The 18945-nt window shown below is 68.4% G+C and carries 19 protein-coding genes; 8 read left to right on the top strand and 11 right to left on the bottom strand.

The features are described 5' to 3' along the window. Positions 1 to 47: 47 nt before the first annotated feature. Positions 48 to 437 (bottom strand): hypothetical protein, encoded by a 390-nt coding sequence (locus tag ACOGI4_RS08825; RefSeq protein WP_419841305.1) that lies wholly within the window; start codon positions 435 to 437, stop codon positions 48 to 50. Positions 438 to 836: 399 nt separating this feature from the next. Beyond that, positions 837 to 1292, bottom strand: coding sequence for a nitroreductase family deazaflavin-dependent oxidoreductase (locus ACOGI4_RS08820; RefSeq protein WP_419841304.1), 456 nt, complete (start codon positions 1290 to 1292; stop codon positions 837 to 839). Between the two features lie 104 nt (positions 1293 to 1396). Here ACOGI4_RS08820 and ACOGI4_RS08815 point away from each other — a divergent pair, with 104 nt between their 5' ends. From ACOGI4_RS08815 to cofH, 6 genes are all read left to right on the top strand, one after another. Continuing rightward, a complete protein-coding gene (locus ACOGI4_RS08815; RefSeq protein WP_419841303.1) occupies positions 1397 to 1849 on the top strand; it encodes a hypothetical protein in 453 nt (150 codons plus the stop codon). Between the two features lie 15 nt (positions 1850 to 1864). Further along, the gene (locus tag ACOGI4_RS08810) at positions 1865 to 3046 is read left to right on the top strand and encodes an FIST signal transduction protein (RefSeq protein ID WP_419841302.1); all 1182 of its coding nucleotides are present in this window, start codon (positions 1865 to 1867) and stop codon (positions 3044 to 3046) included. Positions 3047 to 3073: 27 nt separating this feature from the next. Continuing rightward, complete coding sequence (gene tkt / locus ACOGI4_RS08805; protein WP_419841301.1) at positions 3074 to 5041, top strand: transketolase; 1968 nt, start codon at positions 3074 to 3076, stop codon at positions 5039 to 5041. A gap of 114 nt (positions 5042 to 5155) precedes the next feature. Beyond that, positions 5156 to 6247 (top strand): transaldolase, encoded by a 1092-nt coding sequence (gene tal / locus ACOGI4_RS08800; protein ID WP_419841300.1) that lies wholly within the window; start codon positions 5156 to 5158, stop codon positions 6245 to 6247. Positions 6248 to 6308: 61 nt separating this feature from the next. After that, entirely contained in the window at positions 6309 to 6884 is a 576-nt protein-coding gene (locus ACOGI4_RS08795) for a winged helix-turn-helix transcriptional regulator (protein WP_419841299.1), read from the top strand. 163 nt (positions 6885 to 7047) lie between these two features. Then, positions 7048 to 9477 carry a 5-amino-6-(D-ribitylamino)uracil--L-tyrosine 4-hydroxyphenyl transferase CofH gene (gene cofH, locus ACOGI4_RS08790; protein WP_419843119.1) on the top strand — a complete coding sequence of 810 codons (2430 nt, stop codon included), beginning with the start codon at positions 7048 to 7050 and terminating at the stop codon, positions 9475 to 9477. 27 nt (positions 9478 to 9504) lie between these two features. Here the strand turns inward: cofH and ACOGI4_RS08785 are convergent, their stop codons facing one another. The 4 genes from ACOGI4_RS08785 to ACOGI4_RS08770 all read right to left on the bottom strand — a co-directional run bounded on the left by ACOGI4_RS08785 (position 9505) and on the right by ACOGI4_RS08770 (position 13558). Next, positions 9505 to 9720 carry a hypothetical protein gene (locus ACOGI4_RS08785; protein WP_419841298.1) on the bottom strand — a complete coding sequence of 72 codons (216 nt, stop codon included), beginning with the start codon at positions 9718 to 9720 and terminating at the stop codon, positions 9505 to 9507. 33 nt (positions 9721 to 9753) lie between these two features. After that, the gene (locus ACOGI4_RS08780; protein WP_419841297.1) at positions 9754 to 11070 is read right to left on the bottom strand and encodes a (Fe-S)-binding protein; all 1317 of its coding nucleotides are present in this window, start codon (positions 11068 to 11070) and stop codon (positions 9754 to 9756) included. Beyond that, positions 11067 to 12008 (bottom strand): FAD-binding protein, encoded by a 942-nt coding sequence (locus ACOGI4_RS08775; protein ID WP_419841296.1) that lies wholly within the window; start codon positions 12006 to 12008, stop codon positions 11067 to 11069. The genes ACOGI4_RS08780 and ACOGI4_RS08775 overlap by 4 nt, the downstream gene beginning before the upstream one ends. Positions 12009 to 12097: 89 nt before the next feature. Further along, positions 12098 to 13558, bottom strand: a complete 1461-nt coding sequence (locus tag ACOGI4_RS08770; RefSeq protein ID WP_419841295.1) for an FAD-linked oxidase C-terminal domain-containing protein — start codon at positions 13556 to 13558, stop codon at positions 12098 to 12100. A gap of 29 nt (positions 13559 to 13587) precedes the next feature. On the opposite strand from ACOGI4_RS08770, the gene ACOGI4_RS08765 reads away from it, so the two are divergent. After that, the gene (locus ACOGI4_RS08765; protein WP_419841294.1) at positions 13588 to 14376 is read left to right on the top strand and encodes a hypothetical protein; all 789 of its coding nucleotides are present in this window, start codon (positions 13588 to 13590) and stop codon (positions 14374 to 14376) included. 39 nt (positions 14377 to 14415) lie between these two features. Here the strand turns inward: ACOGI4_RS08765 and ACOGI4_RS08760 are convergent, their stop codons facing one another. The 4 genes from ACOGI4_RS08760 to ACOGI4_RS08745 all read right to left on the bottom strand — a co-directional run bounded on the left by ACOGI4_RS08760 (position 14416) and on the right by ACOGI4_RS08745 (position 17050). After that, a complete protein-coding gene (locus ACOGI4_RS08760) occupies positions 14416 to 14682 on the bottom strand; it encodes a hypothetical protein (RefSeq protein WP_419841293.1) in 267 nt (88 codons plus the stop codon). Between the two features lie 132 nt (positions 14683 to 14814). Continuing rightward, on the bottom strand, positions 14815 to 16002 hold the full coding sequence (locus ACOGI4_RS08755; protein WP_419843118.1) for a ribonuclease D: 1188 nt from the start codon (positions 16000 to 16002) through the stop codon (positions 14815 to 14817). A gap of 8 nt (positions 16003 to 16010) precedes the next feature. Continuing rightward, positions 16011 to 16589 carry a molybdenum cofactor guanylyltransferase gene (locus tag ACOGI4_RS08750; protein WP_419841292.1) on the bottom strand — a complete coding sequence of 193 codons (579 nt, stop codon included), beginning with the start codon at positions 16587 to 16589 and terminating at the stop codon, positions 16011 to 16013. After that, a complete protein-coding gene (locus ACOGI4_RS08745; protein ID WP_419841291.1) occupies positions 16586 to 17050 on the bottom strand; it encodes a DUF3151 family protein in 465 nt (154 codons plus the stop codon). Before ACOGI4_RS08745 ends, ACOGI4_RS08750 begins: the two co-directional genes overlap by 4 nt. 82 nt (positions 17051 to 17132) lie before the next feature. Between ACOGI4_RS08745 and ACOGI4_RS08740 the strand changes: the two genes are divergently transcribed. Continuing rightward, complete coding sequence (locus ACOGI4_RS08740) at positions 17133 to 17444, top strand: hypothetical protein (RefSeq protein ID WP_419841290.1); 312 nt, start codon at positions 17133 to 17135, stop codon at positions 17442 to 17444. 16 nt (positions 17445 to 17460) lie between these two features. On the opposite strand, the gene pyk is transcribed toward ACOGI4_RS08740, so the two are convergent. After that, positions 17461 to 18894: a pyruvate kinase gene (gene pyk / locus ACOGI4_RS08735; protein WP_419841289.1), complete on the bottom strand. Its 1434-nt coding sequence runs from the start codon at positions 18892 to 18894 to the stop codon at positions 17461 to 17463. Positions 18895 to 18945 lie beyond the last annotated feature (51 nt).

The raw sequence follows: 18945 nt of genomic DNA, 5'->3' as shown, positions 1-18945 counted from the left end.
TTCGCGAGCCAAGACTTGAACACGGAGTTTGATGCCGCGCTGGCTCGTCAGTTGCGCCGTGAGTTAGTCCATTGGGCAAGAGCTCCCAGTCCAATAAACACTGCGCCAGCAAGGCTTCCTATTGCGCCAAGCCATTCTGCGCCAGCATTGATCAGCATCAGAGATATGACGAGGACCATGAATGCAACGACAGTGATGAGAGCGACACCAGCCCAAGCAAGGTGTCTTGCCGTCCGATTAGTGTCAAGCTGTGCCTCGTGGCTTCGTCGAGAAGTACTTTCGGCGAGCGTGAGGATTTCTTTGCCAGCGCCCGGTGAGGCTCGCTCATATTGCTCGAATTCATAAGCCGGAGGAAGCGGGCCACTATAGCTCAGGCTCAACTCAGTCTCAATATTTTCTGATTGTTCTCCTGCCGTAGCAATATCATCTCCAGTCACGATTTTGCCGAACTCGAGCCTGTGAATTCATCCATAGCGCGTCTGATGCATCTGCCTGTCAGCATCCAGTTTGCACGTGAAAGTTCGGTCGCCGCTTTCCAGTTATCGTTCGCCGTATCGTCTGCGCGTGGGCGCTCGCCAAGAACGAACAATATTGGCTGGCAACCAGTAAGCACTGCACGGGGCTTGGCGGCTCCATGCAGCGCGTTCAGCATCGCTTGCAGTTGAGCCCGTTGTCGTACCCGAGGCTCGACAGGTTGAGTTCGGCCATCAATTGACACAGCATCCGGCGCGCGCAGCGGCATGCGCTCAGCTTAGCATGCTTCCGGACATGCGGTGCATCCACAAAAGCGAAATCTACAGAACGCTGCACCGCGGCGGATGAGCGGGCGACGGGGTTCAGTTGGGGCGTGCGGTGACGAAGACGGGAATCTCGCGGTCGGTCTTGGCTTGGTACTCGGCGTAGGGCGGGAAGGCTGCCACACACCGCTCCCACCACTCCGCGCGCTCAGCGCCGTCGACGAGCCGCACAGCGGTCTCGAACGGCGCCGGTCCGTCCTGGATGAGCACGGTCGGGTCGGCCATGAGGTTGTGGTACCAGCCGGGATGTGCCGGCGCACCGCCCTTGGAACCCACGATGGCGTACTCGCCTTCGTGCTCGACCCGCATGAGCGGGACTTTGCGCACGAGGCCGGTGCGATGCCCGACGGTCGTCATCACGATGATCGGCAGTCCGGTGTCGCGCAGCGTGTTGGCTTGTGCGCCCGACGATGCTTCGTACGCGTCGGCCTGCTCTCGCACCCAGTCCCACGTGCTGGGCCCGTACTCGCCTGTGAACTTCTCACTGTGTCCCATGCGGGCAATCTAGGCCATCGCCGCCGCGGGGCCTGCGGGGAACCAGTGGCGCACGAGAGTCGGCGTACACCGCACAGCGCTGCGGCACGCCTACGATCCACCGCGTGCAGATCATGTCCGCGTTGTTCATCGAGCACTTCGACATGCGCCAGGCAGCAGGCGGCGCAGCCCGCATCGATCTGGGCGGCGTTCACTTCTCCACCGCCGCCCCCGGTCCGTTTCCGGTGACCATCACGCCGCACATGCTCGTACTGGTTCGCTGCCCGCCGTCCCATGCCGGTCTGGCGGCGCTCGAGGTTCGGTTCCTGCGCGGCGACGAGCAGGTCGCGCGCAACGTCCAGCCGCTGAGCGTCGAATCGGGCAAGTTCGGCTACAACCTCGTCCAGGCCGAGCTGACGTTCGACGAGCCGTGCACCATCGAGGCCCACTGCCGAATCGACCAAGGCGATGTTCTCGTGGTGCCGCTGACGATGAACCCGCCCGCAGACGACCCGGAACCGGCGGCGTCAGCGGCCGACGGCGGGTGGACGGGCACTCCCGCAGCCCAGAGCAGCTAAGCGAACCGGCCGACGATGCCCTTCACTGTCGGATGCTCGCAGCACGCCGATGCCGGCATGGCGACTGGCGAGATCGTCGGCAGAGTGCTGGACTCACTGGGCGCGCAGCCCGACGTCGCAGTGCTGTTCACCTCGGGCAGCCACATCGACAACACCGAGGACATTGCCGCGGCGGTCGCCGAGCTCCTCAGACCCGAGGCGTTCATCGGCACGACAGCGTGTTCGGTTGCTGCCGGCGAGCGCGAGATCGAAGAACAAACCGCGGCGGTGCTTTGGGCAGGCAGCCTCGGCTCGGTCCAAGCGCCGCGGGCGCGCGCAGTGCTCTTGGATCCCTCAGGCGTCGGCGAGGGCGGCATCGAGCAGATCGACGCGGCGTTCGACGAGGTGAACACGACCGGGCGACACTCGATGATCCTGCTGGCGGACCCGTACACGTACCCCGTCGACATTGCGATGGAACGCTGGGCCGAACGCTGGCCGGGGGTCGGCATTCTGGGCGGGCTGTCGTCGGGAGGCTCGATGCCCGGCATCAACCGCATCGTGGTGGACGGCGACGTCTTCCTCTCCGGGGCAGCCGTGCTGGTCCTCGGCGGCAGCACTGGCGTCACGCACGTGGTGTCTCAAGGGTGCCGGCCCATCGGCCAGCCGTACATCATCACGGAGGCGCAAGGCAACGTGGTGCGCTCGCTGGGCGGCATGCCGCCGTACCAACGACTGCAGCAGATCATCGCCAAACTGGATCCGGCAGACCGGCGCTTGGTGCAGCGCGGGCTGCATGTGGGTCGGGTGACCGACGAGCGCAAGGTCGACTTCGAGCGCGGGGACTTCTTGATTCGCGGTGTAGTGGGCGCCGACCGAGACAGCGGTGCCATCGCGATCGGCGATGAGGCACCGGTCGGCGCAACGGTGCAGTTCCACATCCGCGACGCCCGCACCGCGGACGAGGACCTGCGCGCTGCACTCGAGCACGCTCCTGCAACAGGCGGCGCTCTGCTGTTCACCTGCAACGGGCGGGGCACGCACCTGTTCGACGAACCCCATCACGACGCGGCACTGCTCGCAGAGCACACAGGCGCCGAGGTGGCCGGCATGTTCTGCGCGGGCGAGATCGGTCCGGTGGGCTCGCGCTCGTACTTGCACGGTTTCACCGCCTCGATGGCGCTGTTCCACGACGCCGACGAGCCGCCAAATGCCTGAGCGCCCAGACTCGCAGAGCACATCGTCATGAACGCAGGCATCGCAGCGGTCGCTCGCTTGGAAGCCCGCCAGATCAACACCATTCGGGCGCTGGCCATGGACGCTGTGATGCGTGCGCGCAGCGGCCATACCGGCACGGCGATGGCGTTGGCGCCTCTAGCGCACGTGCTGTTCACTCGCATCCTGCGCTACGACGCCACAGCACCAGACTGGCCCGACCGCGACCGGTTCATCCTGTCGCCCGGCCACGCCTCGATGCTCGTCTATGCCGTCGCGCACTTGGTGGGCTACGGCGTGACGCTGGAGGACATCCGACATTTCCGCCAGTTCGGATCGATCACGCCAGGCCATCCCGAACGCGGCCTCACCCCCGGCGTGGAGGTGACTACCGGACCACTCGGCCACGGTTTCGCCAACGCTGTGGGCATGGCACTGGCCGAACGCGGCCTGCGCTCCCGCTTGGGTGCGGACCTGGTCGACCATCGCACGTACGTGGTGGTGAGCGACGGCGATCTGATGGAAGGCGTCAGCCACGAGGCGGCATCGCTGGCCGGCCATCAGCAGCTCGGCCGCCTGATCGCGGTCTACGACGACAATCGCATCACCATCGACGGCAGCACCGAGCTGGCGTTCAGCGACGACACCGCTGCGCGCTTTGCGGCGTACGGCTGGCACGTCAGCGACCTCGGCGAGACTGCGGAGGACACCGACGAGCTCGAACGGGGGCTGCGCGAGGCGATGCTGGTGAGCGATCGCCCGTCGCTGGTCATCGTCCGCACCCACATCGGCTACCCGATGCCCACCGCGACCGACACCTCCGCAGCTCACGGAGCGATCACCGACGCCGCGGAGATCGCTGCAGCCAAGCAGGCGATGGACATGGATCCCGATGCAACCTTCGTCGTCGACGACGAGGTGGTCCGCGCCTACCGCGCCGCCGGCAGCCGTGGCTCAGCCGAGCGGCACGACTGGGAGGCTCGGCTGACTGCCAGCGGGCACGACCGCGACTGGCTCGATGCGCTGTGGTCAGCGAGCGCGGTGACCGGCAGGCTGCGCGAGCTGCCGACATTCGCCGCAGGCACCCAGATGGCCACCCGTGTCGCCGCCAACCGGCTGCTGGACGCATCACTGGACGACGTGCCCGCGCTGGTGTGCGGAGGCGCCGACCTCACCGGCAACACCGGCACCGACATCGCTGCCGATGTGCTGTGCCCTGCGAACCCGGCAGGCCGCAAGCTCTACTTCGGCGTCCGTGAGCACGCCATGGGCGCCGTCGCGAACGGCATGGCGCTGCACGGCGGCGTGCTGCCGGTCGTCGGCACCTTTCTGGTCTTCAGCGACTACATGCGCCCGTCGGTGCGCCTCGCTGCCCTCAGCGGCGCCAAGACGGTGTTCGTGTGGACGCACGACTCCATCGGCGTCGGCGAAGATGGGCCGACCCACCAGCCAGTCGAGCATGTTGCCTCCCTGCGCGCCATCCCTGACCTGTGCGTGATCAGGCCGGCGGACGCCAATGAGACTTCGCAGGCCTGGCAGATTGCTGTCGAGCGAGACGGCCCGACTGCACTGGTGCTGACGCGTCAGAACATCCCCGTGCTCGACGGCACCGACCGTCCCGCACAGGTGGCCCGAGGCGCGTACGTGCTGATCGACACGCCGGCGCCTGCGGTCGTCCTGGCGGGCACCGGCAGCGAAGTGCAGTGCTGCACCGCGGCAGCAGCACTGCTGGCTGAGAACGGTATCGCCAGCGCGGTGGTGTCGATGCCGAGCTGGGATCTCTTCGAAGCCCAGGACGACGACTATCGATCCGCCGTGTTCCCGCACGATGTGCCGGTACTCGGCGTCGAGGCAGGATCGTCGATGGGCTGGGACCGCTATGCCGATGCCACCGTCTCCATCGACCGGTTCGGCGCCAGCGCCCCGGGCGAGGTTCTCATGGAGCGCTTCGGGTTCACTGCCCCGGCCATCGCCGATGCGGCGCGCGCCCTGCTCTAAGCCGACGCTGTTGCAGACCGACTGCGCTGTAGACCGACCATGGAGGACTCCCCTGTGGCCTGCCCGACCCGCCCCAACAGTACCGCCGGCACTACCAGCTCGCTTCGACGGTTGGTGCAGCTCTACACCGAATGCGGACAGAGCCCGTGGCTGGACAACCTGCGCCGCAGCTGGATCACCGGCGGAACACTGGACGCCTGGGTCGACGCGGGCATCCGCGGCCTCACCTCCAACCCGTCGATCTTCCAGAAGGCCATCGAGACCTCCTCGGACTACGACGAGCAGTTCAGCGACCTCGTACGCGGGGGCGCCCCAGTCGACCATGCGTACTGGCAGCTGGTCGCCAGCGACATCGGCGGCGCGCTGCGAACGCTGGCAGGAGTGCATGCGGCGTCGGGGGGCACCGACGGCTTCGTGTCGGTGGAGGTGGACCCGTCACTGGCCCACGACACGACAGCCACCGCCGCTGCCGCACGCGAACTGCACGCGTCCCTCGCTCGGCCAAATCTCATGGTGAAGATCCCCGGCACGATGGAAGGGCTCGGGGCAGTCCGCCAGATGATCGCCGAAGGTCGCAGCATCAACGTGACGCTGATCTTCTCGGTGGCTCGCTATGAGCAGGTGGCCGAGGCATACGTGAGCGGGCTGGAGGATCGGGTCGCAGCGGGAGCGACTGACTTGTCGGAGGTGGCCAGCGTGGCCTCGTTCTTCGTGAGCCGCACCGACACCGAAGTCGACCGGCGGCTGGAAGCGACCGGCAGCACCGACGCGCTGAGCCTGCGCGGCCGGGCTGCGGTGGCGCAGGCCCACGTTGCCTACGGCCGCTTCGTCGAGATCTTCAGCGGACCGCGCTGGGAGCGTCTCGCAGCGCTCGGCGCTCAGCTCCAGCGGCCGCTGTGGGCATCGACCAGCACGAAGAATCCCGCCTATCCCGACACGCTCTATGTCGACGAGCTGATCGGCCCGCACACGGTGAACACCATGCCCGACGACACGCTCGCGGCCTTCTGCGATCACGGCACGCTCGGCCGCAGCGTCGATGCCAACGAGCCCGCGGCACAGGAGGTGCTCGACGCGGTCACTGCGCACGGCATCGACCTCGACGGCATCGCCGGCCTGCTCGAAGCCCAAGGCGTTGCCGCGTTCGCCAAGAGCTTCGACGAACTGCTGATGTCGCTGCAAGCCAAAGCCGACGCACTCGCCTGAACGCCGTGGACCCGCATCAGTGGGTTGCAATCCGAAACTGACTGCCCTAGCGTTCGCAGCCGTGACGACCGTCGCAACAGGCCGCTCCGGCTGCTCCATCCAGGCAACGCTGGACATCGTCGGCGATCGCTGGACGCTGCTGATCGTGCGGGACCTCTTCCGCGGCGTGCGTCGGTTCAGCGCCATGCAGCACGACCTCGGCATCGCCCGCAACATGCTGGCCGACCGGCTCGGCCGTCTCGTCGATGCCGGCATCGCCGCCAAGGTGCCCTACCAGCACCGTCCGATCCGCTACGACTACGTCCTCACCCACAAGGGCCGAGACCTGTCGAACAGCTTGCTGGCGCTCATGGCCTGGGGCGACCGATGGTGCCAGGACGGCGACGCCCCAACGGTGCTGGTGCATGCCGACTGCGGCACCCGACTGGAGCTGGCAGCGCGATGTCCGGCCTGCGAAGCGTCGGTGAGCCCGTCGGGCATACGCAGCCGCTCCCGCTTCGGGGCCCCGCAGCGCGGCTCAGCCCGCCCCGGCGGGGCCTGCGCCGCTGCGGCTGCCGACGCTCCGATGGGTCCTGAGTCCGTCCGAGCTGCGAACAGCGGGCTCACGGACCGTATCACGAACAGAAGCCTGCGGTGATACCGCTCGATTCGCCGGATGCCGGCATCGGCCGGTGCCCGAACGACCGGAACGCACACGACCGTCTCGCGAACGGAGGCCCACGGTGACGCTGCTCCATCCGACACCCACCCTCGAAGATCCGCCTGCGGGCCGCGCTGGGGAACCGCCGGAGCCGTCGGCGGTGTCGCAGGCACTCGCGGCGCTGCCGCTTGCCGAGTTGGCCGAGCGGGCAGCTGAAGTGCGCGACCGCAGTTTCGGCACTCGGGTGACGTACAGCCCGAAGGTGTTCATCCCGCTGACGATGCTGTGCCGCGACAAATGCGGCTACTGCACGTTCGCCCAGCCTCCGGCTCGCCTCGACTCTCCGTACCTGACCCCGGAACAGGTGCTGGAGATCGCAACCAGCGGTGCCCGTGCCGGCTGCCATGAGGCGCTGTTCACGCTCGGCGAACGTCCCGAGCTGCGCTACCCCGCTGCTGCCGACTGGCTGGCCGCCCGCGGCTGGGATTCCACCGTCCACTACCTGGTCGAGATGTGCCGGCTCGTACGCGACGAGACCGGTCTGCTCCCCCATGCCAACCCGGGCGCGCTGGCTGCCGACGAGCTGGCGGCGCTGCGGGAGGTCGCGCCGAGCCAGGGGATGATGCTGGAGTCGCTGAACCCTCACTTGGATTGCCACCGTGGGTCGCCGGACAAGACGCCGACACGCCGGCTCGCCACACTCGAAGCCGCCGGCGAACTGTCCATCCCCTACACGACGGGGATCCTCGTAGGCATCGGCGAGTCGCTCGACGACCGGCTTGTCGCCATCGAGGCAATCGCTGCAAGCCACGCCCGCTGGGGCCATGTCCAAGAAGTGATCGTGCAGAACTTCCTGCCCAAGGCGGGCACATCGATGCACAACATGCCTGCTTGCCCGCCCGACGAGTACGCGCAGGCCATTGCGCTGGCGCGACTGCTGCTGCCGCCGGAGGTCCATCTGCAGGCGCCGCCGAATCTCTCCGACGACTTCGGCGGCCTGCTGAGCTGCGGCATCGACGACTGGGGCGGCGTCTCGCCGGTCACCGCCGACCACGTCAACCCCGAGCGTCCATGGCCGGCACTGGACCGCCTGCGAGACGTCACTGAGGAACGGCAGTTCACGCTCGCCCCGCGGCTCACGATCTACCCGGAGTACGTGCATCGGCCGGAGCGCTGGCTGGCCGAGGCCAATCGGTTCGCAGTGATGGACCGCAGCGACGCCGAGGGCCTCGGACGCGACGATCCGGGCGCCCAGATGCCCGAGCGAACCATGGAGAACCTCCAAGCAGGCTCCGGCGCCGACGTGCTGGCGGCCGACGAGAATTCCACACAGTGGTACTCCGGCGGTGCCGGTCACCTGCCCACAGACCTCATGGGCGGGCCGTCGTTCGCACACGGCGCGGTGCGGGAAGTGCTCGACGGCGTGATGGCCGGCGAGCGGGTCGGGCACGAAGAGATCGTGACGCTGTTCGGCGCACGCGGGCCGGAGGTGGTCGCGGTCGGCGAGGTGGCCGACGAGCTGCGCCGTGAGGCGGTGGGCGATGTGGTCACCTGGGTGTACAACCGCAACATCAACTACACGAACGTCTGCACGTTCAAGTGCAAATTCTGCGGCTTCTCCAAGGGTCCTCTGTCGCTGAACCTGCGGGGCACGCCCTACATGCTGTCGCTGGCTGACATCCAGGAGCGGGTGATCGAAGCCGCCGAGCTGGGCGCCACCGAGGTGACGCTGCAAGGCGGCATCCACCCCAGCTTCGACGGCGACTACTACATCGACGTCTGCCGGGCCATTCACGAGGTCGTGCCAGACATGCACCTTCACGGGTTCACCGCCTTGGAGGTGATCGAAGGCGCCAAGCGGCTCGGCGAGTCGCTGGTGGACTACCTCATGCGACTCAAGGAGGCGGGGCTGAAGTCGCTGCCGGGGACCGCCGCCGAGATTCTCGACGACTCGGTGCGGGCGGTGCTGTGCCCCGACAAGATCAGCACCGCAGAGTGGCTCGAATGCCACGAGGCAGCCCACGCGGTGGGGCTGCACTCCAACATCACCATCATGTTCGGATCGGTCGAGCATCCGAAGCATTGGGCGAACCACATCGTAGCCACGCGTGAGCTGCAGCAGCGCACAGGCGGGTTCACCGAGTGGGTCCCGCTGCCGTTCGTACACATGGCCAGCCCGATCTACCTGCGAAAAGGAGCGCGGCGCGGGCCGACCTTCCGCGAGACGCTGCTCATGCACGCTGTGCCGCGGATCGCCTACCGCGGCCTCATCGACAACGTGCAGGTGTCGTGGGTGAAGATCGGCCTGCAGGGCGCACAGCAGATTCTGCGCGCGGGTGCCAACGACCTCGGCGGAACGCTCATGGACGAGAACATCTCCCGCGCAGCGGGCGCACAGCACGGCCAAGGCCTCACCGAACAGGATTTCCGCCACCTCGCCGAGCCAGTCGGACGTCGCCTCCGCCAGCGCCTGACCGGCTACCAGCCCGCGGACGGCGCGCCCGCTGTCGCCAGCCGAGTGCTGCGGCCGACTGACAACGCCACCGACCGCAAGCTCATCCCCCTCGAATCCCTCGGCACCCGCGTCTAGCTGCCACAACGCCGCACCACCACACGGCTAGTCGTCGACGGTGGGGCGAACAGCTGCGCGCAGGATGGCGGCGGCTTTGTGGGTGGCTCGGCGGGCTCGGGTGACGCTTCGCTCTAGCTGAGCGCGAGCTTGGGAGGTGTCGGCGTCGGCGAGAGCGCCTTGAAGCAGTTCGATCGACAGCTCGGCGAGCCGCTCGGCAGCGGCATCGAGCTGGTCGGCGAGTTCGGCGATCTCGTCGTTCATGCGCTCAGACCTCCGCTGACTGAGTGCATGACCTCAGGCCTCTTGCGACGGCATGCGCTCTGCCACGATCTCCAGCGGATGGCGTGCATCGATGCCGACGGCTCGCAAATGCAAGGCGCAGCCCGGGTTGGCGCTGGCCACGGTCCTCGCGCCGGTGCGCTCGATGGCGGCGACTTTACGCTCGCGCACCGCCGCCGCCACGTCCGGATGCTGCTGCGAGTACGCGCCGCCGGCACCGCAGCACATGCCCTCGTCATCGAGTTCTGCGACCTCGACGTAACGCTCGAGCACGGTGCGCACCGGCAGGTGGGCCTGCTGCACGTGACGCAGATGGCAGGGATCTTGCACCGCGATCCGCTCGCTCGGCACCGCCACACCCGCGCGCGTCGATGAACTGTCCGCAGTCGAGCCTGCTGTGCTTTCGGGCAGTTCCTCGACTCGCTCCGCCAGCCACTCGCACACGTCCTTCACGCGTGCTGCGAATCGGTGCGCCTCAGCGGTGCCGAGCAAATGTCCGTACTCCTTCATCGCGGCACCGCAACCTGCCGAGTCCACCAAGACCGGCGCGTCGCCCGGCAGAGCGGCCATGACCCGGCGAGCGAGCCGTCGCGCTTGGTCGCCGAGACCCGCGTGGGTGTGCAGCGAGCCACAGCACGCCGCGCCCGGCGGCGGCAGCGCGACACCCGCGCCGGCTGCTTCGATGACCGTCTTGGCAGCCCGGTGCGTGTCGCGCATCCACGCATCCATCACGCAGCCGGTGAACAGCCACACGTCCTCACCGCTGGGCACCAAGCGGCGCTGGCGGACCGGAACCCGCGGCAGCGATGCCGCCATCGCTCCCAGCCGCCGGAACCGCCTCGTGCGTCGCAGCGTCCCGGCAAGCCGAAGCACGCCCAGCCGCTGCGCCACTCCCAGCAGCCGCGACCCGGCACCGAGCAGCCGCGGCATGCCGAGCAGCCGGTAGGCCAGCCGTCGCAGCCGAGGCTGGTAGCGGGTCTGCGAAGCCAGCGCTTGGCGCGTGGTCTCCATCATGGCCCCGTACTTCACGCCGGCCGGACAGGCCGTTTCGCAGCCGCGGCACTGAATGCACGCGTCCATGAACTCCACGAACGCGCCGTCGGCTTCGCCGCGCTCGACGACTTCTCGCATCAATGCGATGCGGCCACGCGGTGACGCCGACTCCTCCCCCGTCACCCGATACGTGGGACAGTGCGGCAGGCACATGCCGCACGCGACGCAAGCTGCCAGTGTGTCGCTGTCGATGTCCAGCGACAGATCGAACGTGTCTGCCCGGCTCGGCGCTGCGCTCGGCGCACCCGCCGCGTCGGCCGTGGCCTCCGACGGCGTCACCAAGCACTCCTGCCCGGATTCAACCGACCGGCAGGGTCCAGCTTCGCCTTCAGCGCGGACATCAGCACTGCGTTGGCCGGCGAGACCGGCACCGCAGCCACGGGCTCGCTGCGATGCACCAGGCCCACGCCGACCTCGGCCAGCCACTCGCCCGGGGTCTCCGCCAGCGCCCGCAGGTCGGCAGGCCGCATCGACTCGCGCCCCGCAGCCGGCATCCGGGGAGGGCCGTCAGCAGACGGGGCGAAGCCCAGCGGGGCCAGCTTGGCAGCCTCGGCGGCGACGTCGGTCGGGTTGCCTTCCAGCAGGATCCAGCTGCGCGTGCCGTTCCATAGGATGCTGCTGGGCCGGTACAGCGCGTCGAACGCCGCGAACGGGTCACCGTCGCCCACCAGCCACTGAGAGCTCGGCGGCAGCGGCAGCGTGCGGAGGATCACCTCGGCCAGCAGGCCCAGCGTGCCCACCGAGCCCACCAGCAGGCGCACCAAGTCGTAGCCGGAGACGTTCTTGACGGTGGGCCCGCCGGCGGTCACCACCTTGCCGCTCGCATCGACATGACGCGTCTGCAGCACAAGATCGCGCACGTGGCCGTAGCGCAGCCGACGATGGCCGCTGTAGCCGCAGGCCAGCACACCGCCGACGGTGGCTGCATCGTCGGCCGGGTCGAGCGGCACCATCTGGCCGGTCGAGGCAAGATGAGCCGACAGCTCTGCCACGGCGGTGCCCGCGCCGCAGCGCACCGTCATCTCCGACGGCTCGTGCTCCCACACCCCCGATGGCGCGCGCACCTCACGGGTTCCCGCTCGCGGCGCACCGCCGACTGCCCAGTGGGTGCGAGCCCCCACAGCAGTGACCGGATCGCTGGCGCCGACCTCATGGGCGAACGCGCTCACCTCCGCTGCCACGCTCGCGGCCAGGCTGGCACCGACAGGAACCGACACGGCCTCCGCACCAGGTGCCCCGGTGCCAGTGTCGGCGCCGGCTGTCCTGGCAGTGCCCAGCACGGCACCCGCAGTACTGCCAGGAGCGTTCACACCCAAGCGCCTTCGGGCACATGCTGGCGGAACGAATCGCTGCAACGCGAGCCCGACGGAATCACCTTCAGCGGATTCGCGAACCCCTGCGGGTCGAACGCTTCACGAACCACGTCCTGCGTGTGCATGTCGTGCGCGCCGAACAGCATCCCCATGTAGTCGCGCTTCTCCAAGCCGATGCCGTGCTCGCCGCTGAGCACCCCTCCCGCCGCGATGGAGGCAGCCACGATGTCGCGCCCCGCCGCCTTTACGCGTTCGTCGACGCCGGGCTCGCGGCGGTCGAAGGCCAGGATCGGGTGCAGGTTTCCGTCGCCCGCGTGAAAGACGTTGACGGCGATCAGGCCGTAGGCGTCGGCGATCCGGTACACCTGCTCAAGCACTTCGGTGAGCCGCGAGCGGGGCACCACCGTGTCGTGCAGGTAGTAGTCCGGCTTGATACGCGCCACAGCGCCGAACGCGTTCTTGCGCCCCTTCCACAGCAGCGCCCGCTCGGCGTCGTCGGCGGCGACCCGCACCTCGCCAGCGTGATGGCGCTGCGCCACCTCGCGCACGATCTGCACTCCGGCTTCGACGCCGCCCGGCAGGCCGTCCAGCTCCACCAGCAGCACCGCAGCAGCACCGGTCGGGTAGCCGGCATGCGCGAACGCCTCCACGATCTCGATGGCCCGCTGGTCCATCATCTCCAGCGCGGACGGCACGAGACCGGCAGCGATGATGGCGCTGACCGCCGCCGAGCCCTCGCTCACGTCATCGAAGTCGAGCAATAGGGTGCGCACTGACGGCGCGTTCGGCGTGAGCCGCACAGCCGCCTTCGTGGCGATGCCCATGGTGCCCTCGGAGCCCACGAACAGGCCGCGCAGATCCAGTCCGGCAGGCTCGGCCTCGATACCGCCGAAGTTCGTCACCTCACCCGAGGGCAGCACCACCTCCAGCGCTGCGACATGGGCCGTGGTCACCCCGTAGGCCAAGCAGTGCGGGCCGCCGGAGTTGTTGGCGATGTTCCCGCCGACGGAGCAGACCTGCTGACTCGAAGGGTCCGGTGCGAAGTGGAAGCCCAGCGGTGCCAGCGCCCGCGACAGATCCAGATTCAGCACCCCCGGCTCGACCCAAGCCACCCTGTTGGCGAGGTCCACGTCGAGGATGCGGTCCATTTTGGCGGTCGCGATGACCACCGGGTTGCCCACCGGCGCTGCGCCGCCCGCCAGCCCGGTTCCCGAACCGCGGGCGACGAAGGGGCGTCCGTGACGGCGGCATATCCGAACGATGCCGGCAACCTCGTCCGCGTTCTCGGGCAAGCAGACGTTGGCCGGAACGCTGCCTTCGATTGAGCCGTCACGTCGGTACAGCGAGCGCTCGAAGCCGTTGGCACGCGCTCGGTCTCCCAGCAAGCCCGCCAACTCGGCCAGCAGAGCCGCCTCCGCTGCCGAATCGAGTGCCGTATCGGGTTCGCCGGCCACGGCGCGACCGTACCGTAGGCTCGCCGCCGATGGCGTCTGCGTTCGCCGCGAGCACCGATGACTGCGGCCACAGCGGCGCGACGCAGGAATGGGACACGCGCGAGTGGTTGTCGCTGGAGGATCCCTCCGAGCACCGCACCTGGCTGTTCGACGCGACGTTCCTCACCAGCACTTGGCGTTGCATCTACGGCGCCGGCTGCCCTGGCATCGACTCCGAACCGGCCCCGGAGCTGGCGCTGGGCTGCTGCAGCCACGGCGTCTACCTCAGCGGCGACAACGATGTCGCCCACGTCCGGGCCATGATCGCTGAGCTGGACGAGGAGACGTGGCAGCTGCGCTGCGATCCCGCCGAAGCGCTGTGGCAGGACAGCGACGGCTGGTGGCGGAGCCGTGTCGTGTCAGGAGCGTGCATATTCGCCAACCGGGCCGATCATCCCGGCGGCGCCGGCTGCGCCTTTCACCTGTTGGCCGACCGCACCGGCCGCCGCCCGATGGACACCAAGCCCGAGGTCTGCTGGCAGGCACCGCTGCGACGCGAGGATCACGAGACCGTCACCGGCCACGTCTACACCATGGTGCGGGAATGGGAACACCGCGACTGGGGAGGCCCCGACACCGACGTCTCCTGGTGGTGTACATCCGAGCTGAGTGCGCACAGCGGCAGCCAGCCGGTGTTCAGAGCGCTTCGCGACGAACTCACAGAAATCTGCGGCAGCCAGATCTACGCCGAGCTGCGGGCCCAGCTCGACGTACGCGTCGCCACGGCCCGGCTGCTGCCCCATCCCGCGGTTCGCCGCAGGAGTCGGCAGGCTGTTTGAGCAGCGCAGCGCGACTGAACGGCGCCGCGAAGGTGCCGCTCAAGCGCTCTCGCGCCGGGGCGTTTCCTCGATGTCGTCCGAAGTCTCCGAATCGAAGTCGGCGTACTTGGCCTCGAGGTCGGAGTAGTCGTCGTACTTGTCAGCGAGATGGCCGTACTGGGCGTCGGGCGCCGATTCCTCGTCATCGAACTCGACGCCGAAGCGGTCTGCATTGTCGAAGTCGTAGTCCTCGACAGTGAAGCGCTCAGCAGTGGCCCGCTGGAACTTGCGAGCCTCCTCGTAACGGCGGTGGCGACCCTTCTTCAACGTCTGGCTCCTCGTGCTCGACGGCGAGGCTCGGATGGCCTGCATCCGGCCATGCCCTGCTCCGTGCCGGGTGGGCATCTGTGTTGTACGAAGTGCATTTCCACCCTACCGCTCAGCGCCGGAAACTGGGTGTCATAGGCAGCGCGTGGGAGACCGATGTTCGAGTTGCAAGCCGGCCGAGGGATCGAACGCGAGCGCAGCCTCTCCGGCGAGCAGTGAACCGATGGCGTCTCCCACCACTTCGGCCCTCCAGCCCGAGCTGAGGCGTGAGGTGCCGTCGCGTGCCAGCAGTGCAGCGATGTCAGACCGAGTCGCCAGCAAGCTGCGATCGATGCCCTCCACACGTGCCACTTCGTCCACCCAGGCGCCGATGAGCGGCACCGCAGGCTGGAGTGCCGAATCCACACTCGGCCCGGTGGCCGGCGCGCTCGGCGGGATGTCGCTGGGCGCCATGTCGAGACCGAGCTGCACCTCTGCTATGATCCGCTCGCCGGCCGCCCCGCGGAACTGCCCGGAGTCAACGCCTCGCAAGCCCACCAGCTCCTCGATGCTGTTCGGACGACGCTGCGCAATCGACAGCAGCGCCAGGTCCGACATCACGAAGCGAACCGGCACGTCCCGCTCGCTGGCTGTGCGTTCCCGCCAGGCAGCCAGCCGATATGCAATCGCTCGCTGAGCGCCGCGCAGCTGACGCGCTCCTTTGATGCGGGTCCATGCACGAGCGGGGTCCGGCGGCAGTCCTGGCACACGTCGCCATTGCTCGCACTCGTCGAGCGCCCATTGCCAACGACGCCGGGCCGTCAAACGGGCGCGAAGCTCGTCGTGCAGCGCCGTCAGGTACGCAACATCGTCAGCTGCGTAACGCCGCTGGGCCTCTCGCAACGGCCGTTCGAACCAATCGGTCAAGCGGTTGCCCTTGGCCAGCCTCGCGCCGAGCAGTCGGTCTGCCAGCGCGGTCAGCGACGGGGTGCTCATGCCCAGGAACCCGGCCGCTACCTGGGTGTCGAAGAGCCGCGATGGAATGACGCCGCACTCCTGGTACAGCACCTCGATGTCCTGCGCGCATGCGTGCATGACGGTCACGAGGTCGGCCGCCAGCACCGTCCCGAGCACAGCGATGTCGGTTGCCGTGGGATCAACCAGCGCGACCCGATCGTCGAAGGCCAACTGGACGAGCGCCAGCTTGGGCCGATAGCTGCGTTCCCGGTGAAACTCGGTGTCCACGGCGACACGGTCGGTGGCCAGCAGCTCGGCAACGAGCGCCTCGAGGCCGGTTTGGGTGTCGACCCACTCGTGGCCGTGCTCGTCGTTGCGCTGCACCAAGCAGGTCACCCTAGGTCTGCGCCCACGGCGTCGCGAGCCGCCAAGATCGCCTCGGCAGCAGCGAGTTCGCCACGCGTGTTGACGTTGAGCACCTCCGACGGCGCCGCCGGCACGGTCGGCACATGCTCCATGTCGAGTATCTCACGGGGACCGCGCGCGCCGGCCCGCAGCCCGTGCTGCAGCAGAGGGAGCGCACTGCGGGCATACCAGCCGATCAGCGGTTCCACTTGGGTGCTGCGCGCCAGCACGACCGGAGTGTCACTGCTGCGCGCACGGGCGATGACTCTCGCGAACAGCTCGGCTGTCACGGTCGGCACGTCGGTGGGGCATACCAGCACGTCGCCGTGACGTTCGAGCGCGTCAGCAATCGCCGAGAGCGGCCCGGCATGCGGCGCACTGTCAGGTTCTGCCACGAGCGGCGCCGGGGGTGTGCCGCCTTGAGCAACGACGGGCGCTGCGCCTGCGGCCCCTAGCGCGTCAGCGACCCAGATCGCCAACGGCCGTCCTGCCAGCACCAAGCTGGCCTTGTCGCTGCCCATGCGGGTCGACTGGCCGCCGCACAGCACGACGCCGGCCGGTTTCACGCCGCAGGCCACTCACCTGCAGGCGGTCGACCGCCGGGGTCGAGTTGCGTCAGGAATCCGGCGCACCTCTCGGCTTCGTCATGCTCGCCGATGGCCGCAGCCGAACGGCCCAAGCCCAGCAGCGACCACAAGAAGCCGTGATTGGCAGCTTCGGCCCAGCGCACGTAGCCGCTGCCGCGCCAGCCAGCGGCTCGCAGCGCGTCCAAGCCTCGGTGATAGCCGACTCGGCAGTAGGCATACGCTTCGACGTGACGACCGCTCGCTGCGGCGCAGCGTCCGAGTTCCGCCCAAGCGTCGAGCATCCGTGGCCATCGGGCCGCAACGACGCCCAGCGCGTCGGCTCGCTCGGGAAGCGGCTGCGCCAAGGCTGCACGCAGCGCCGCAGCAGCCGCCTCGGGTGCCGGGCCGAGCACGGTCTCGGGCAGTCCGCCCGGACGCAGGTCGATGGGAGTCGCAGTCACGGCCCGAAGCTAGTGAGCGCCAACGGCGAACGCTCCCAGGCGCGACGCGAAACAGCGGCTCTGCTCCGTACTCTGTGATCGAGTGCTGCCCGAATGGCTCGACGCGGACCGCGTGAACATCGCATTGGTCGGCGGTATCGCTTCGCTGGCCGTCGCAGCGGTGGTCGCAATCCGGTTGATCCGCCGGCTGGCGCTGGCAGTGACCGTCGCTCTCATACTGGTCGGCGCGGCCGCAGTGCTCGCGGTGCAGTGGACGGGTATGCGGGACTGTCAGCAGACGTGCTCGTGCGAGGTGTTGGGACGCACGGTGCAGGTGCCGGCCAATCCGTTGTGCGGACCGGACCGCCTGGACCCGGGACGCATCAATGTGGACATCAGCATCGATCCGAGTTAGCCGTCGGTGGCGGCATTCACGGCACGCGCATCGCGCGCAGGCTGTCGGTGGCATGCGACTCCGGACTCGAGCCGGACACCACCACCACCATGTCGCCGCTGCGCACCGCCCCGGCGCGTGCCGCAGCGTGTACCGCCTCCAGCGCCGATTCCGCCGGGGTGAGGCGCTCGCCGAAGACCAGCGGCCGAGTGCCCCACGACAGCGACAGCTGCATCGCCGTTCGCGGCTCCGGCGTGAGACCCAGCAACGGCATCGACGGACGGAACCTGGCCATGCTGCGCGCGGTGAAGCCCGAACGGCTCAGACAGACGATGGCATGGGCACCGAGTTCGCTGGCCAGCCGGGATGCCGCCTGGGTGATCCCGTCGGTGACGCGCAGGTAGTCCTCGGCGTGCTCGTCCAGGCGGCGCACGGACAGCAGCCGGTTCCACCAGGCCTCGTAGTCGAAACGTTCGTCGGCCCGTTCGGTGATGCGGGCCATGGTCCGCACGGCATTCACCGGATCGTGGCCGATCGCCGTCTCGCCGCTCAGCATCACCGCCGAGGTGCCATCGAACACGGCGTTGGCAATGTCGGAAGCCTCCGCACGGGTCGGCACCGGCGAATGCAGCAGCGATTCCAGCATCTGCGTCGCCGTGATGGCCGGCCGGCCATGCGACACACACGCCTCGATGATGCGCTTTTGCAGGTGCGGCAGCTCCTCGATGTCACACTCTGCGCCTAAGTCACCGCGGGCCACCATCACTGCCGAGGACGCCTCGATGATGCCGTCAAGGTTCTCCACCGCAGCCTTGGTCTCGATTTTGGCCACCAGCAGCGGGCCGCGCGGATGCGGTTCCACGCCCAGTCTCCGCATGTCATGTGCCGACCGGACGAACGACAGCGCGAGCATGTCGGTGCCCAAGTCCACGAACGTGTCGGCGAGCTTCAAGTCGGCAGGGGTGGGCGTAGCGATGCGCAGCTTGGACGAGTCCACGTGCAGGCCAGGCCTGCCTTCGAGGTGACCGCCGTGCAGCACTCGGGCCTTGAGCGCATTGGAGGCACGGTCCTCCACCACGAGGACCACATTGCCGTCGCCGAACGACAGCTGATCGCCGGGGCCCACATCGGTCAGCAGTCCCTCGTAGTCCACGACGAGCCGATCGGCAGTGCTGACGTCGCCTTCGATGGCCAGCGACAGCAGCGCGTCCTGGGCAATCTCGCAGCCGCCCTCGGGGAATGGTTTGCAGCGCACCTTCGGCCCCGGCAGGTCCACGAGAATGCCGATGGCACGTCCCGACTGCTCCGAGACGGCTCGCAGCCGCCGGAAGGTGGCGACCTGCTCGTCGAGCGTGCCGTGCGCCAGGCTGAGACGCCAAACGTCCACACCGGCATCGATCATGGCCGCGACGGTCGTTTCGTCGTCGCAGGCCGGGCCGACGCTGGCGATGATCTTGGTTCGTCGTGCCATGTGCCACCACGGTACCGCGCAGGTCGCGCTTGGCGACCAACCCGAGCCGAC

The sequence above is a fragment of the Candidatus Poriferisodalis sp. genome, assembly GCF_965205175.1.
GTDB lineage: Bacteria > Actinomycetota > Acidimicrobiia > Acidimicrobiales > Poriferisodalaceae > Poriferisodalis.
Note: the sequence above shows the minus strand (reverse complement) of the source record. Positions and strands in the feature narration are given on the sequence as shown.